The sequence below is a fragment of the Streptomyces sp. NPDC030809 genome (assembly GCF_055572195.1).
Genome location: NZ_JBVIDV010000024.1, coordinates 117,455 through 131,688 on the forward strand (window position 1 = coordinate 117,455; position 14,234 = coordinate 131,688).

Here is a 14,234-nt window from a genome sequence, read left to right on the forward strand (position 1 = left end):
ACCTCGGGCCGGGCGCTGCCACGGTGGGTACCGGATGCGCCCGCGCGGGATCCATGGATGATCATGATCAGGCGATGATCCGACGGTTCCGGCCCCGGGGACCGGGGGGTGGCGGACCGTCGGCTACCGTTCCCGGAGGCAGAGAAAAGCCACATAAGCGGATATTTAGATACGCACTCACCTGCTGGAGCCTGGAGCCGCCACGATGACCGCCACCCCGTCCACCACCGTCGCCAACCTCCGCGACCTCGGCGGCACCCCGCTCCCCGGCGGCCGCACCGTCCGCTCCGGCCTGGTGCTGCGCTCCGGGCAGCTCGACCGGATGGACCCGGCCGCCGATCCCGCCGTGGCCGCCCTGCGCCTGAAGACGATCGTGGACTTCCGGACCGAAGCGGAGCGGGCCGACCACCCGGACCGGGTGCCCGAGGGTGCCCGGCTGATCGTGGCGAACGTGCTGGCCGACAAGGTCAGCTCGGGCGAGATGCCGGCCGCGGCCCAGCTCAAGCACATCCTGCGCGACCCCGTCCTGGCCGAGCGGGAGCTGGGCGGCGGGAAGGCCGAGGCGCTGTTCGAGGACACCTACCGCTCCTTCGTCAGCGCGGGCTCCGGGCAGGCTGCGTACCGGACCCTGCTGACCGAGCTGGCCGCCCCGGACGCCGGGCCGCTGCTCTTCCACTGCACCGCGGGCAAGGACCGCACCGGCTGGGCGGCGACGGTGGTCCTGACCCTGCTGGGCGCCGACGAGGAGACGGTCATGGCGGAGTACCTGTCCGTCAACCCGGCCGTCCGCCAGGCCTTCGCCCCGATGATCGAGGGGTTCACCGCCTCCGGCGGCAACCCGGACATCGCCCTCGCCCTGATCGGCGTGGTCCCCTCCTACCTGGCGGCCGCCCTCGACGAGGTGGACCGCCGGTACGGGTCGATGGAGAAGTACGTGCGCGAGGGCCTGGGCATCCCGGACGAGGCCGTCGCGACGCTGCGGGACCGGCTCGCGCAGTAGCCCTCCGGGGCAGGGCGGGCGGTGCCGGGCCGCCGCCCCGGCGCCGCGCGGCCCGGCCCCGCGGCCCGGCCCCGCGGGCGGTGACCATCCGACGAATCGCTCGTTCTGCTGAACGTGACCGTCCCGGATGCCGCCACCCGCCCTGCGCCCGCCGCCGCTCCCGAGCCCGACCTCGTCGACGTGGAACGCGCCGAGGCCGCCATCGTCGAGCACTACACGCGGCTCGTGCGCATCGGCTACCTGGTGCTGCCGCCGGCCTTCGGCCGCAACCGCCGGGTGCTGACCGCCCACGCGCTCGCCCAGCGCGCGCTGCCGCCCGGCCGCAGCGCCCCCGCCCCGGCCGCCGGCGCGGTGCCCGGGCCGCGCCGGGGCGAGGGCCGGGGCCGGCCCGAGGGCTCCCACCGGGGGTACGCGTACGTACGGCTGCGGGTGCTGCGCGCCGCGCTGGAGGCCGGGCTCCCGCTCACCTTCCGGGCCCGGCCCCGGCGGGCCCAGCTGCCTCCGCTGCTCCCCCAGGTCTGGGGCCTGCGGCTGTTCCCGCGCTCCGGCGGCGCCGAGGAACTCGCCCTGGACCAGCGGCTGACCGCGCTCAGCGCACCGGGCCGGGCGGCGCTCGTCCTCACCGACCTGGAGGGGCTGCCGGCGGCCGAGGCGCTGCGGGTGCTCGCCGAGGCCGGGGTCGAGGACCCGGCGGCCGCCCTGGCCGAGGCCGCCGCGGCCGGGCCGGTGCCCGAGGGGCTGCTGGACTCCCCCGAGTTCGACCCGTGCGTCCTGCAGGCCCGGCCCACCGACCTGATGCGCCGCCGGGCCCACACGAAGGCGGCGGCCGCGGCCGCGGCCGCCGCGCTGGTCTGCGGGGCGCTGATCGGGCTGCCGGGCGGCGGCTGGGGCGAGGACGGGGCGGCCGCCCCGGTGTACGCGCGGAACGCGGCCGCCGAACAGGCCCTGGACCCGGCGCTGCTGACCCTGGTCGGCGCCGAGGCCTGGCGCACCTCCTCCCGTACGGACTTCTCGGTGTGGCCGGCCCGCGGCGGCCGCACCGGCGACCGGGCGCTGCTCGGCCGGGCCCTGGCGGTGTGGGCGCGGCCGGGGGACGGGGTCCGGGTCTCGGCCACCCCCGGCACGCCGTCCGGGCCGCCGATGGGCCCGCCGCAGCTGCTGTACGCGGGCGAGGTGGACCAGGCCGTGGTGGTGCTGCTCCACGACGGGCTGCGGGTCGTGCGCTACGCCGAGGCGGCGGACCCCGCGGCGGGGGCGGCCCTGGACTTCGCGCGGACCGACGGGGCGGCGGCGGACACCGCGAACGCCCTGGTGCTGAGCCGGGTCGACGGCAACGTCCGCTACCTGACGGCGCCCTGGGTGCGGGCCGCGGCGGTCCGGGACCTGCTGGAGCCGGGGAAGCCATCGGTGCCGCTGGGGCTGTCCGGCGAAGGGGTCACCGCCCCGGTGCAGGCACCCGCCCTGACGGCCTCGTGCACGGGCTGGAGCGCGCTGGCGCTGACCACGCAGAATGCCGTGCGGATGGTGACCGACCTGGGCGAGCTGACCCCGGCCCGGCTGACCTCGGGTCCGCCCGGGGCCCCGCACGAGGTGGCGGGCGCGGTGGACCTGGAGCACTGGTCGCGCACCGCCTGCCTGCTGCCCGCGGTCCGCTCGCACGGGGTCCGCTCGGTCAACTCCTGGCCGTACGCGCAGCAGGAGCTGCCCGAGTCCGGCGGCACGGCCCACTGGGTGTGCACCCGGGCCGAGACCTGGCGGGGCACCGCGGACCGGGTGCTGGCCCAGTTCCACGTACCGGGGGCCCGGACCGCGGCCACGGCCGCGCAGGCGGAGGGCTCGGCGGCCTGCGGGGTGCGCGAATCGCGGGTGCTGGCCGGGGTGCTGTGGAAGTCCCGTGCGGGGCACTGGTACCTGCTGGGCGCCGGCAGCGGGCAGTTCACCTCGCTGTCGGCGACCGGCGGGGTGACGGGTTCGGCCGCCGGGAACCTGCTGGCGCTGCCCGCGCGGGCCGGGGCGCGCGCGGAGCTGTCGGGGCGCCTGAGGGACGGGAGCGCGGCCGGGGCGCTGCGTTAGCGCCGCGGCCCGGCGGCTGCGGGAATTGGTTGCGCGGGGGTGTGCAGGGACGCTACGCATCAGTACATTGACGCCATGTCTAATACGCAGCCTGCCCCGGTGGCGTCCGAGCACATAGAACTCAAGGCCCGCAACGTGGCCTTCGAGTGGGACGAGACGCCGCTGCACTGGCTTCCCGGCCACCCGTTCGCGACGCACACCATCAACGTGCTGCACCTGCTGCTGCCCGCGGGCGAGCGCTGGTTCGTGCACGTCTACAAGCAGGCCCTGCCGCTCATCAAGGACGACAGGCTGCGCGAGGACGTCATCGGCTTCATCGGGCAGGAGGCCATGCACGCCGCCGCCCATGACGACGTACTGCCGCACCTGCGGCGCCAGGGGCTGGACCCGACCCCGTACACGGCGCAGGTGGACTGGCTCTTCGAGAAGCTCCTCGGGGACCGCACCCTGCCGCCGGGCCGCGCCCGCAGGTGGTGGCTCAAGGAGCGCATCGCGATGATCGCCGCCATCGAGCACTACACGGCCTTCCTCGGCAACTGGGTGCTGAACGCGGACGAGCTCGACCGGCGGGGGGCCGACCCCGTGATGCTGGACCTGCTGCGCTGGCACGGGGCCGAGGAGGTCGAGCACCGCTCGGTGGCCTTCGACCTGTTCATGCACGTGGACGGCGGCTACCGGCGGCGGGCCCGGACCTGGGCCACCGCCTTCACCGCCCTGGTCTTCCTGTGGCAGCGCGGGGCCCGCTTCTTCATGGAGAACGACCCGACGCTCACCGCGGGCCGGGCCTCCTTCGGCCAGTTCTACCGGGCCGGCCGCGAGGGCGTGCTCCCCTCCACCCCGGCCATGCTGCGCTCGATCCCGCGCTACCTGTCCCGTACGTACCACCCCTCGCAGGAGGGCTCGACCGCGCAGGCCGCCGCCTACCTGGCCGCCTCCCCCGGCGCGAACGGGCGGACCCGCTGATGGCCCCCGGCAACCGCACCGCGGCCCTCGCGGCGGCCGCCGGCGCCGCCTGGCTGGCCAGGCGCGCCCTGCGCAGCCGGATCCGGCGCTCCCCCCTGTGGCCGCTGCCCGCACTGGAGACCCCGGTCTCCGGCCACTCCCCCCGGCGGCTGCTGCGGGCCCGCGTGGTCTCCCGCACCGAGCCGGCGGCCGGGGTGGTCCGCCTGCGCCTGGCCGGGGAGGAACTGCCGCCGTGGACGGCGGGCTCGCACGTGGACCTGGTCCTGCCCTCCGGGCTGGTGCGCCAGTACTCGCTGTGCGGGGACCCGTTCGAGACCGGCGCGTACGAGATCGCCGTGCGCCTGGTCGAGGACGGCCGGGGCGGCTCCCGCGAGGTGCACGGGGGGCTGGCCGAGGGGACGGAGGTGCGGCTGCGCCCGCCGCGCAACCGCTTCCCGCTGGTCCGGGCGGAGCGGTACGTGTTCGTCGTCGGCGGCATCGGCATCACCCCCGTCCTGCCGATGCTCCGCGCCCTGGGACCGGACGCCGACTGGACCCTGCTGTACGGCGGCCGGTCCCGGGCCTCGATGCCGTTCCTCGCCGAACTCGCCGCGTACGGGGACCGGGTCACCGTCGTGCCCGAGGACGAGGCGGGTCTGCCCGGGCTGTCCTTCCTCTCCTCGCTGCCTCCGGAGACGGCCGTGTACTGCTGCGGCCCCGAACCCCTGATGGCCGCCGTCGAGGCGGCCGTGCCGGCGGGGGTCCCCGTGCACCTGGAACGCTTCTCGGCGGCCGCCGCCCCGGCCGGCGGGCGCCCGTTCACCGTCGAACTGCGCCGCTCCGGACGGACGGTGGAGGTGGCCGCGGACGAATCGGCCCTGGCCGCGGTCCGCCGCGTCCTGCCGGACACCCCGTACTCCTGCACCCAGGGTTTCTGCGGCACCTGCCAACACCGCGTCCTGTCCGGCCGGGTCGACCACCGCGACGCGCTCCTCACCGATGCGGAGCGCGAGACGACGATGCTGCTGTGCGTCTCGCGCGCGGAGGGTGACGGCCTGGTCCTGGACGCGTAGCAGGGAGGCGGCCGCCGCGGGCGCGGGGCCGGTTCCGTGCCGTCCTGGGCGTGTAAGCGGAGGGGGCTGCTCTGTAGGGTGGTTCATATGACAACCAATGTGCGGCGCAGGATGGGTGTCGAGGAGCGGCGGCAGCAGCTGATCGGGGTCGCGCTGGAGTTGTTCAGTCACCGGTCCCCCGACGAGGTGTCCATCGACGAGATCGCGGCCGCCGCCGGGATCTCGCGGCCGCTGGTGTACCACTACTTCCCCGGGAAGCTGAGCCTGTACGAGGCTGCGCTGCGGCGGGCCGCCGACGACCTGGCGGGCCGGTTCGACGAGCCGCGCGTCGGGCCGCTCGGGGCGCGGCTGTTGCGGGTGATGGGCCGGTACTTCGCCTTCGTCGAGGAGCACGGGCCGGGGTTCTCCGCGCTGATGCGGGGCGGGCCGGCGGCCGGGAGCAGCCGGACCAACGCGATGATCGACGAGGTGCGGCAGGCCGCGTACGAGCAGATCCTCGCGCACCTGGGGATCGGGGAGCCGCCGGCCCGGCTGGAACTGGTGGTCCGGTCGTGGGTGTCGCTGGCCGAGTCCACGGCGCTGATCTGGCTGGACGGGCGGAAGATCCCGCGGGCGGAGCTGGAGTTGCAGCTGGTGCACGACTTCGCGGCGCTGATGGCGGTGAGTGCGGCGTACGACGGGGAGATGGCTGCGGTCGTCGGGCGGATGCTGGCGCAGGAGCCGGCGGACGGGCCCTTCGGGGACCTGGTGGCGCGGCTGGTCGCCCTGGTGCCGGCGGACACCGGTGCGGACGCCGGTGCCGAGGCCGGTGCGGACGCCGGTGCGGACGTGCAGGTGCCGCAGCCGAGGTGATAATTCCCGTCGTGATCATTGACGAGGGATTGGTGTTCCGGCAGGCGGAGGAGAAGGACGCGCCCGTCCTGGTCCGCCTGTACGACGGGGCCGCACGGTGGATGCGGGCCCGCGGGATCGAGCAGTGGAAGGCCGGCGAGAAGGACACCGCGCACTTCCGCGCGCGGATGCGCGACGGCGAGGTGTGGCTGGCCCGGGACGAGGACGGGCGGGTCTGCGGCGGCTACGAACTGTGGTGGTCCGACGAGGAGGCCTGGGGGGTGCAGCCGCCCGTGGCGGGCTACGTGCACCGGCTGATGGTGGACCGGGAGACGGCCCCGGCCGGGACCGGGCGGCGGCTGCTGGAGCACGCCGAGCGGCGGATCGCCCGGACCCGGCGCGAACGGGCCCGCCTGGACTGCCAGTCGAACAACCCGCGGCTGCTCGCGTACTACCAGGGGGCCGGCTACCGGGTGGTGGGCGAGTTCCCGCACAAGGTGGGCAAGGACGGCCGGGTGTACGGGGTGATCCTGCTGGAGAAGCGGCTCGACGTGCTGCGGTCCGTGGACGGCGGGGAGTAGCCGCGCGGGAACGGCGTGAGGGGTGCCGGGTGGTCGCACCACCCGGCACCCCTGCGCCCTGTGCCGCGGCCGTCAGCCGCGGGTGAAGACCGCCACCGTGCGGGCCGGGACGGTGAAGGTGCCCGTCTCGCGGTCGTACGCGGACCGCTTCACCACCGGGTCGGCGCCCGCCGCCTGCCGCGGGTGGAGCCGGTACGCCCGGTCCGCGAGGGAGCCGGCCCGCTGGGTCTGCTCCTGCGGGGTGGCGTTGAAGACCACGACCAGGTCGCCCAGGGCCATGGTGATCACGCCGGGGGTCTCGGCGGTGCCGGACAGCGGGAAGGACAGCTGCTGCTGGACCTCGGCCGCCGTGCCGAGCGCGAACGCCGGCTCGGTGGTGCGGATCGCCAGCAGGGTGCGGTAGGCCTCCGAGGCGGCGGCGGTCTCCGTGCAGGAGGGCACGGCCACCCCGGTCAGCAGGGGCTTGGCGTACGGCCACTTGGCGCGGTTGTCGGCGGCCGGGGGCAGGCCGCGGCCGAAGCCGTTGCCCGCCCGGCAGTCCCACTGGATCGCGTTGAACCAGTCGCCGCTGTCGTACGAGTTGCGGTCGAGGGACTTCGAGCGCAGCAGGTCGCTGCCGGCCTGGCTCAGGGACGGGCCCTGGGAGAGGACCGGGACGGCCATCGCGAGGGCCTGCATGCGGGCCCGGTCGGCTGCGGTGGTGCCGGCGGGCAGCTTGTACGCGAGGGCGTCGAACAGCGACTCGTTGTCGTGGGCGTCCGCGTAGCCGAGGGCGTCTCCGGGGGCGGCCGCGTAGCCGGCCGGGGAGCCGTTGTAGTCGACCTGGGAGCCCTTGACGGTCCGGCCGGCCGAGTCGGTGAAGGAGTAGTCGGCCAGGTTGCCGGAGAGGCCGACCTTGATCAGGTCCTGGGCGTGCAGGAGGCGGGCCTTCTGCTGCTCGGGGCTGCCGTTGGCGGGGGCGCCGTTGGGGTCGGTGAACAGGCCGGAGGCGAAGCCCTGGACGCGGGGGTCCTCGTCGAAGGGGCCGCCGCCGCGGACGGCGTCGCGGGCCCGGTCGGAGAAGGTGGCGATGCCGGTGCCGGCCATGTTCTTCTGGGTGGCCTGCACGAAGCGGGCGTCGTCGGCGACCTCGCCGAAGTTCCAGCCCTCGCCGTAGAGGACGATCTGCCTGCCGTCCACCCCGTCCTTCGCCGGGGTGAGGGCGTCGAGGGCCTTGCGCACGGCGAGGATGTTGGCCTTCGGGTGGTGGCCCATGAGGTCGAAGCGGAAGCCGTCGACCTTGTACTCCCTGGCCCAGGTGACCACGGAGTCCACGACGAGGCGGCCCATCATGGCGTTCTCGGTGGCGGTGTTGGCGCAGCAGGTGGAGGTGGCCACGGAGCCGTCGGCGAGGAGCCGCTGGTAGTAGCCGGGGACGATGCGGTCGAGGACCGACTTGTCGGACTGCCCGGCGGCGACGGTGTGGTTGTAGACCACGTCCATGACCGTGCGCAGCCCGGTCCGGTTGAGGGACTGCACCATCCTGCGGAACTCGACCGTGCGGGCCGGGCCTTCGGGGTCGCTCGCGTAGGAGCCCTCGGGGACGGTGTAGTGCAGCGGGTCGTAGCCCCAGTTGTACGCGTCCTTCGCAGCGGCCTTCGCCACGCAGTCCTGCTGCTCCTGCGAGTCGGGGGCGTACACGGACAGGTCGCAGGCGGGCTCGGTGCGGTCGGCCGGCTTCTCGGGGATGGTGCCGATGTCGAAGGCGGGCAGCAGGTGCACGTACGAGGTGCCGGCGGCGGCCAGCTCGCGCAGGTGCTTCATGCCGGCCGAGCCGGTGTCGGTGAAGGCGAGGTACCCGCCGGGGTGGCTGCTGGTGCGGTCGGCGACGGAGAAGTCGCGGACGTGGAGTTCCTGGATCTGGGCCTGGGCCATGCCGGTGGCCGCGGGCTTCTTCAGGGTGGTCCAGCCGGCCGGCTTGAGGGCCGGGTCGGCGAGGTCCACGGCCAGGCTGCGGGCCGAGTCGGTGGTCAGGGCGGTGGAGTAGGGGTCGGTGACCAGGTTGGTGACCAGCTGCCGGACGCTGGGGGCCCAGACGGTGACGGCGTAGCGGTAGGGCTTGCCGCGCCAGGTGCGCGGGCCGGCGGCGGACCAGACCCCGGTCGCGCCGTCCCGGGTCATGGGGAGGGTGCGGCCGTCGAGTTCCAGGGCGACCTTGCGGGCCGTGGGGGCCCACACGGACAGCTTCACCCCGGATGCGGTGAACTGCGGGCCGAGCGGGGCGCCGGTGGCGTACAGGTCGTCGAGGACTCCGGCGAGCTGCACTCCGGTGGCGGCCAGGACGGCGCCGTTGGCGGCCCGGGCGCTCGCGAGGAGCTGGCCGCGCAGGGCCTCGCGGACCCGGTCGCGGTCGCGGGGGTCCACGGTGAAGGCCGGGTACTTCGCGAGGTGCGGGAACGTGGCCTTCTGGGCGTCGGTCAGCGCGGACCTGGTGAGGCGCAGCATGCTCGCGGTGCCGGTGAGCGTGCCGTTCTCGGCCTTCAGCGAACCGTCGCGGGAGGCGAGCAGCTGGACGGAGGCGGCGGCCTCGGGGGCCTGCCAGGCGACGGTGTCGCGGTCCAGCCAGACGGCCTTGGCGGTGGTGGGGTCGAGGGCGGCGGCGGAGCCGGCGGGCTGCGGCAGCAGGGCCTTCTCCCGGCCGGCGAGCAGCCAGACCTCGTGGCCGGCGGCCTTCAGGTCGAGGGACTGGTCGGCGGGCAGGTCCTTCTCGTCTCCCTTGTGGAGGATGTACGAGAGGGAGCTCGCGCCCGGGGCGAGCGGGACCTCGTAGACCGCGCCGTACGCGTCGGTGCGGGCGGGCATCAGGGGCTTGGACCAGTCGGTGGGGTTCGCGGCCCCGGTCCAGACGTGCAGGCCCCAGCCCTCGTACGCGCCGTCGGGGCGGCGGAGGTGGAGGACGGCCTTGGAGGTGTCCTGGGCGGGGAGGTCGGGGCGCTCGGTGCGGGCGGCCTCCTTGCCCTGCTCCAGCCAGATCTCCCCGGTCTTCGTGACGTCGATCGTGCGGTCGGCGGAGACGTCCTTGGTGCCGTTGCGGTCGATGACGAGGTAGCCGACGGAGGTGGCCCCGGGCTTGAGGCGCACGTACGCGAAGGCGCCGTAGGCGTCGCGGCCGACGAAGCCGTGGCCCTCGGGCCAGGGGGTGGCCTCGCCCTCGGCGATGTCGCCCCAGGCGTAGAGGCGCCAGTCGGCGTAGTCCCCGTCGGGGCGCTTGTAGTGGACCACCGCGTAGTCGCGCTGGGTGGCGGTGGGGACCTCCTTGGGCGGGACGGCCCCGGCGACGGACTGGGCGAGGGCGCTCGCGGTGCGTCCGGCGGAGTCCACGGCCACGGCCTTGTAGCGCAGCGGGGTGCCGGCCGGGGCGGCGAGGTGCTGGGTGACCTTGTAGGGGGCGTGGTCGGCGGAGCCGAGCACCTGCCAGGGGCCGTTGCCGGTCTGGGCGGCGAACACCACCCGGTTGAGGCCGCCGCCGTCGACCTGCGCGGTGAGCTCGACGGTGCCGGTGGCGCCGGCGGCGGGGGCCGTGAGGGTCAGGGCGGGCCCGGCGGCCGGGGCGGGCAGGGTCTCGTCGGCCTTGAGGACGACGGAGCCGAGGGCGGGGACGGTGACGGTGACCTTGCCGCCGTCGCCGGTGCGGGCGGGGTCCGTGGTGCCGTACAGGGCGGTGAAGCCGGTGCCGGGCGGGCCGGCGACCGGGATCTCGACGGTCTTCGGCCCGGTCGCGTTGTTGGCGGCGACGAGGTACTCCGTGCCGGTGTAGGCGTCGGTGCGGGTGAAGGCGTAGACGGAGCCCTGGGAGAGGCGCTCGGTCTGGACGCCGTTCGCGAGGGCCGGGTGCGTGCGGCGCAGCTTTCCGAGAGCGGCGATCTGCTTGTAGAGCGGGTGCTCCGGGTCGTAGGCGTCGCTCGCGTGGGTGCGGGTGGTGCCGAGCTGGTCGTCGTCGAGGTAGTCGGCGGTCTTCGAGGCGAAGAGGGTCTGGCGGGCGTCCTTGTCCCCGCCGGCGCCGGTGAAGCCCTGCTCGTCGCCGTAGTAGACGACGGGGTTGCCGCGGGAGAGGAACATCAGCTCGTTGGCGAGCCGGTAGCGGCCGAGGAGTTCGGCCTCGTCCGCGCCCGGCCGGTCCTGCCGGAGGAAGCTGCCGAAGCGTCCCATGTCGTGGTTGCCGAGGAAGGTCACCTGCTCGTAGGCGTTGGCCTTGTCGGTGGTGTACCGGTAGTCCTCGGCGAAGACGGAGGCGAGGCGGCCGGGCGGGGCGTCCTGGGCGGCGTACCCGCGGATGGCGTCCTGGAGCGGGAAGTCGAGGGTGGCGTCGAGGCGGCCGCGGGTCACGTACGGCGCGGTGACGGCGGTGTCGGCCGAGTAGACCTCGCCGAACATGAAGAAGTCGGGGCGGCCCTGCTGCGCGGCGTACGCGTCGAGTGCGGTGGCCCACCGGGTCCAGAACTCGGTGTTGACGTGCTTGACCGTGTCGATGCGGAACCCGTCGATCCGGAAGTCGTGGACCCACTTCTTGTAGATCTCGGCCATGCCGGAGACGACCTCGGGGCGCTCGGTCCACAGGTCGTCGAGGCCCACGAAGTCGCCCTGGCCGGAGGACTCTCCGGCGAAGGTGGAGTCGCCCCGGTTGTGGTACATCGCGGGGTCGTTGAGCCAGGCAGGGACCTTGAGGTCCTTCTTGGCCTCGGGGACCACGGGGGTGCGCGGGAAGGACTCCGCGGAGACCGCGGGGAACTTCCTCCTGCCGTCGGCGTAGTCCCCGTCGTCGAAGGGGACCCCGTCCTTGGTGAGGTAGGGGAAGGCGCCCTTGGAGAGGTACGTGGAGGACTTCTCCTCGTAGTCGACCACGTCCGCGGTGTGGTTGGTGATGACGTCGAAGAAGACCTTCATGCCCTTGCGGTGGGCGGCGTCGATCAGCCGGCCGAGGTCCGCGTTGGTGCCGAAGTGCGGGTCCACCTGCGTGAAGTCGGTGATCCAGTAGCCGTGGTAGCCGGCAGAGGCGTTCTTGCCGGTCCCCTGCACGGGCTGGTTCTTGAAGATCGGCGCCATCCAGATGGCGGTGGTGCCCAGGCCCTTGATGTAGTCGAGCCGCTCGGTGAGGCCCTTGAGGTCCCCGCCCTGGTAGAACCCCTTGTCCTCGGGGTCGAGGCCGGTCTCCAGGCGGGTGCCGGTCAGACCGCCCCGGTCGTTGCCCCGGTCGCCGTTGGCGAACCGGTCGGGCAGGACGAAGTAGAACTGCTCGCGGGTCAGGTCGTGCCGGGCGGGCTGCTTGGCGAGGCGGGCGTCCGAGGGCGGGGCGGGCGGCTCGGCCGCGGCCGTCGCGTGCACGGCGGGTGCGAGCGTCACCGCCAGGGCGGCTGCGACCGTGCCGGCCGCCGCGCGCAGGGCTGGGCGTATCAAGGGAGGGTCTCCTTGAAGCAGACGGAGGGGAGGCGGGGTGGAGGCGTGGAGGGAAGGGGTGAGGGCCGCCCGGCGGGTGGCGGGGTTCTTGCGGAGTGCCGGGCGGCCCTGGTCTCGGGGCGCGGAGGTCAGTTGCGCCAGGTGTCGGAGAGCGTGACCTTGCCGCTCGCGGGGACGGTGGCGGTGCGGTTGGCGCCGCTCTCCCAGGTGACGTTCCCGTTCGCGTCCTTGCGGACGTACTTGTACTCGAAGGCGGTGCCGGCGGGCAGGGTGACGTCGAGCTTCCAGACCGGGTAGGCCGCCGGGTCGAGCTTGAGGGCGCTGCCGGTGTTCCAGTTGCCGAGGGCGGCCTGGTTGCCGGTGACGTAGATGTTCTGGCCCAGGGCCGTGGTGGCGTTGACGCTGAAGGAGGCGCCGGTCTGGGTGGCGGGCGGCGGGGTGGTGCCGGAGCAGGTGCGGGCGCCGGCGTGCAGGGCGAGCGCGGTGTGCGGGGCGAGGGTGGCGGTGAACCGGCCGGCCGAGTCGACGGTCACCGGGTTCCCGCTCTGCACGTCGCAGTAGCCGCCGCCGGGCAGGGAGGTCTGGAAGGTGCGGGTGAGCGCGGAGCCCTCGTGGTTGAGGGCGAGGTACGCCTTGTCCCCGCGGCCGAAGGCGATCTGGTCCCCGCCGTTGTCCCACCAGTTCACGACGCCCTGACCGCGGGCCGTGTTCCGGAAGGCCACCATCGAGGAGATCTCCCGCCAGGCGTGCTGGCACTTCCACCCGTCGGTGTAGCAGGTGTTGACCTGGCCGGCGTTCGGCGGGCCGGCGTCCTTGTCGGTCCACTCGTAGCCGGAGTGGACGTCCGGGGAGCCGTACGGCCAGGCCAGCATGAAGACGGAGGCCAGGGTGTAGGCCGCGCCGTCCTTGTAGGTGAGGGTGTCCCCGCCGCGCTCGGTGTCGTGGTTGTCGACGAAGACCGCGGACTGGCCGGCCGGCATGTAGCCCCAGGCCTCGCCGAAGTTCTTGAGGTAGGCGAGGTTCTCGTTCTGGAAGACCCGCTTGAGGTCGCGGGCGTAGCGGAACTCCTGGACGTCGCCGGTGCCGAGGTACTCGCTGGGCGAGACGGCCTCGCCGGCGCCGTGGATCGCCTCCTGCTTCCAGTAGGCGTTGGGGTTGGTCAGGCGGGACTTGATGTTGGCGAGGTCGGCGGCCGGCATGTGCTTGACGGCGTCGATGCGCAGGCCGTCCACGCCGAGCGAGAGCAGGTCGTTGAGGTAGCCGGCGATGCGGGCGCGGACGTACTCCTCGCCGGTGTCGAGGTCGGCGAGCTGGACCAGTTCGCAGTTCTGGACGTTGGCCCGGTCCTGGTAGTTGGAGATGGTGGCCCGGCAGTCGTCCATGTCGGCGCCCGAGTAGAGGCCGGGGTAGTTGTACTTGGAGTACGAGGAGCCGCCGGTGCCGATGCCGGAGCCGTCCTGGCCGGCCATGTGGTTGATCACGGAGTCGGCGACGACCTTGACCCCTGCGGCGTGGCAGGTGTCGATCATGTTCTTGAAGGCGGTGCGGTCGCCCAGGCGGCCGGCGATCTTGTAGCTGACCGGCTGGTACGAGGTCCACCACTGGCTGCCCTGGACGTGCTCCTGGGGCGGGGAGACCTGGACGTAGCCGTAGCCGGCCGGGCCGAGGCTGTCGGTACAGGCCTTGGCCACCGAGTCGAACTTCCACTCGAAGAGGACGGCGGTGACGTCCTTCTGCCCGGGTGCGGCGGCCGCGGCCCGGGGGGCGGCCTGGACGGTGAGGGCGGCGGCCGCGAGCGTGAGTGCGGCGGCGGCTGCTGCTGCTCTTGCTCCGGATCCTGCTCCGGCTCTGCGGGGGCGTGCGGGCATGGGGTCCTCCTGGCGGGAGAGGGGCCTCGTGCGGCAACGCGCCGTGCCCGCGGGGCCGAGATGCATTGAAAGTTGACTGAAACTTCTTGCGGTCGCGACCGTACGAGGCGGGTGGCGTGCCGTCAACCCCTTGGACACAGCGGGGATACTTGGCCGTAACCGTGCAGCTTTTTGGTCGCAACAACTTACGCAAGAGATTGCACGAGTGTTACGTTCACCCGGCCCGCGGGGTGGTGGCGGGGGTGCCCCGGCACCCCACGCGCCCGCCCCCACCCCCGGGTCCCTCCCTCCAGGCGCCGACCCGGCCCGGCGAATTCCAGCCCCCAACCGGGCAAGCACCAGCCCCTCCGGCGTTTGAGGAGCGGGTCCGGGCAGAGCCCGGTGCCCGGCGCCAGCCGGGTTGCTCTGGGGGGGGGGGACCCCACCCCCCCCC

General features: G+C 74.1%; 8 protein-coding genes. 6 read left to right on the forward strand and 2 right to left on the reverse strand.

Translation table 11 applies throughout. From position 1 onward, the window contains the following. Positions 1-205: 205 nt before the first annotated feature. The 6 genes from ACZ407_RS28200 to ACZ407_RS28225 all read left to right on the forward strand — a co-directional run bounded on the left by ACZ407_RS28200 (position 206) and on the right by ACZ407_RS28225 (position 6,500). Positions 206-1,000, forward strand: a complete 795-nt coding sequence (locus ACZ407_RS28200; RefSeq protein ID WP_468133051.1) for a tyrosine-protein phosphatase — start codon at positions 206-208, stop codon at positions 998-1,000. Positions 1,001-1,114: 114 nt separating this feature from the next. Further along, positions 1,115-3,073 carry a hypothetical protein gene (locus ACZ407_RS28205; protein WP_468133053.1) on the forward strand — a complete coding sequence of 653 codons (1,959 nt, stop codon included), beginning with the start codon at positions 1,115-1,117 and terminating at the stop codon, positions 3,071-3,073. A gap of 75 nt (positions 3,074-3,148) precedes the next feature. Beyond that, positions 3,149-4,036 (forward strand): metal-dependent hydrolase, encoded by an 888-nt coding sequence (locus ACZ407_RS28210; RefSeq protein ID WP_468133055.1) that lies wholly within the window; start codon positions 3,149-3,151, stop codon positions 4,034-4,036. After that, positions 4,036-5,088, forward strand: coding sequence for a PDR/VanB family oxidoreductase (locus ACZ407_RS28215; protein ID WP_468133057.1), 1,053 nt, complete (start codon positions 4,036-4,038; stop codon positions 5,086-5,088). The genes ACZ407_RS28210 and ACZ407_RS28215 overlap by 1 nt, the downstream gene beginning before the upstream one ends. A gap of 87 nt (positions 5,089-5,175) precedes the next feature. Beyond that, positions 5,176-5,940 carry a TetR/AcrR family transcriptional regulator gene (locus ACZ407_RS28220; protein ID WP_468133059.1) on the forward strand — a complete coding sequence of 255 codons (765 nt, stop codon included), beginning with the start codon at positions 5,176-5,178 and terminating at the stop codon, positions 5,938-5,940. Positions 5,941-5,951: 11 nt separating this feature from the next. Beyond that, positions 5,952-6,500 (forward strand): GNAT family N-acetyltransferase, encoded by a 549-nt coding sequence (locus ACZ407_RS28225; RefSeq protein ID WP_468133061.1) that lies wholly within the window; start codon positions 5,952-5,954, stop codon positions 6,498-6,500. A 72-nt stretch (positions 6,501-6,572) separates the two neighbouring features. Here the strand turns inward: ACZ407_RS28225 and pulA are convergent, their stop codons facing one another. Continuing rightward, positions 6,573-11,933, reverse strand: coding sequence for a pullulanase-type alpha-1,6-glucosidase (gene pulA / locus ACZ407_RS28230; protein WP_468133063.1), 5,361 nt, complete (start codon positions 11,931-11,933; stop codon positions 6,573-6,575). A gap of 128 nt (positions 11,934-12,061) precedes the next feature. Then, positions 12,062-13,801: a carbohydrate-binding module family 20 domain-containing protein gene (locus ACZ407_RS28235; protein ID WP_468133065.1), complete on the reverse strand. Its 1,740-nt coding sequence runs from the start codon at positions 13,799-13,801 to the stop codon at positions 12,062-12,064. Positions 13,802-14,234 lie beyond the last annotated feature (433 nt).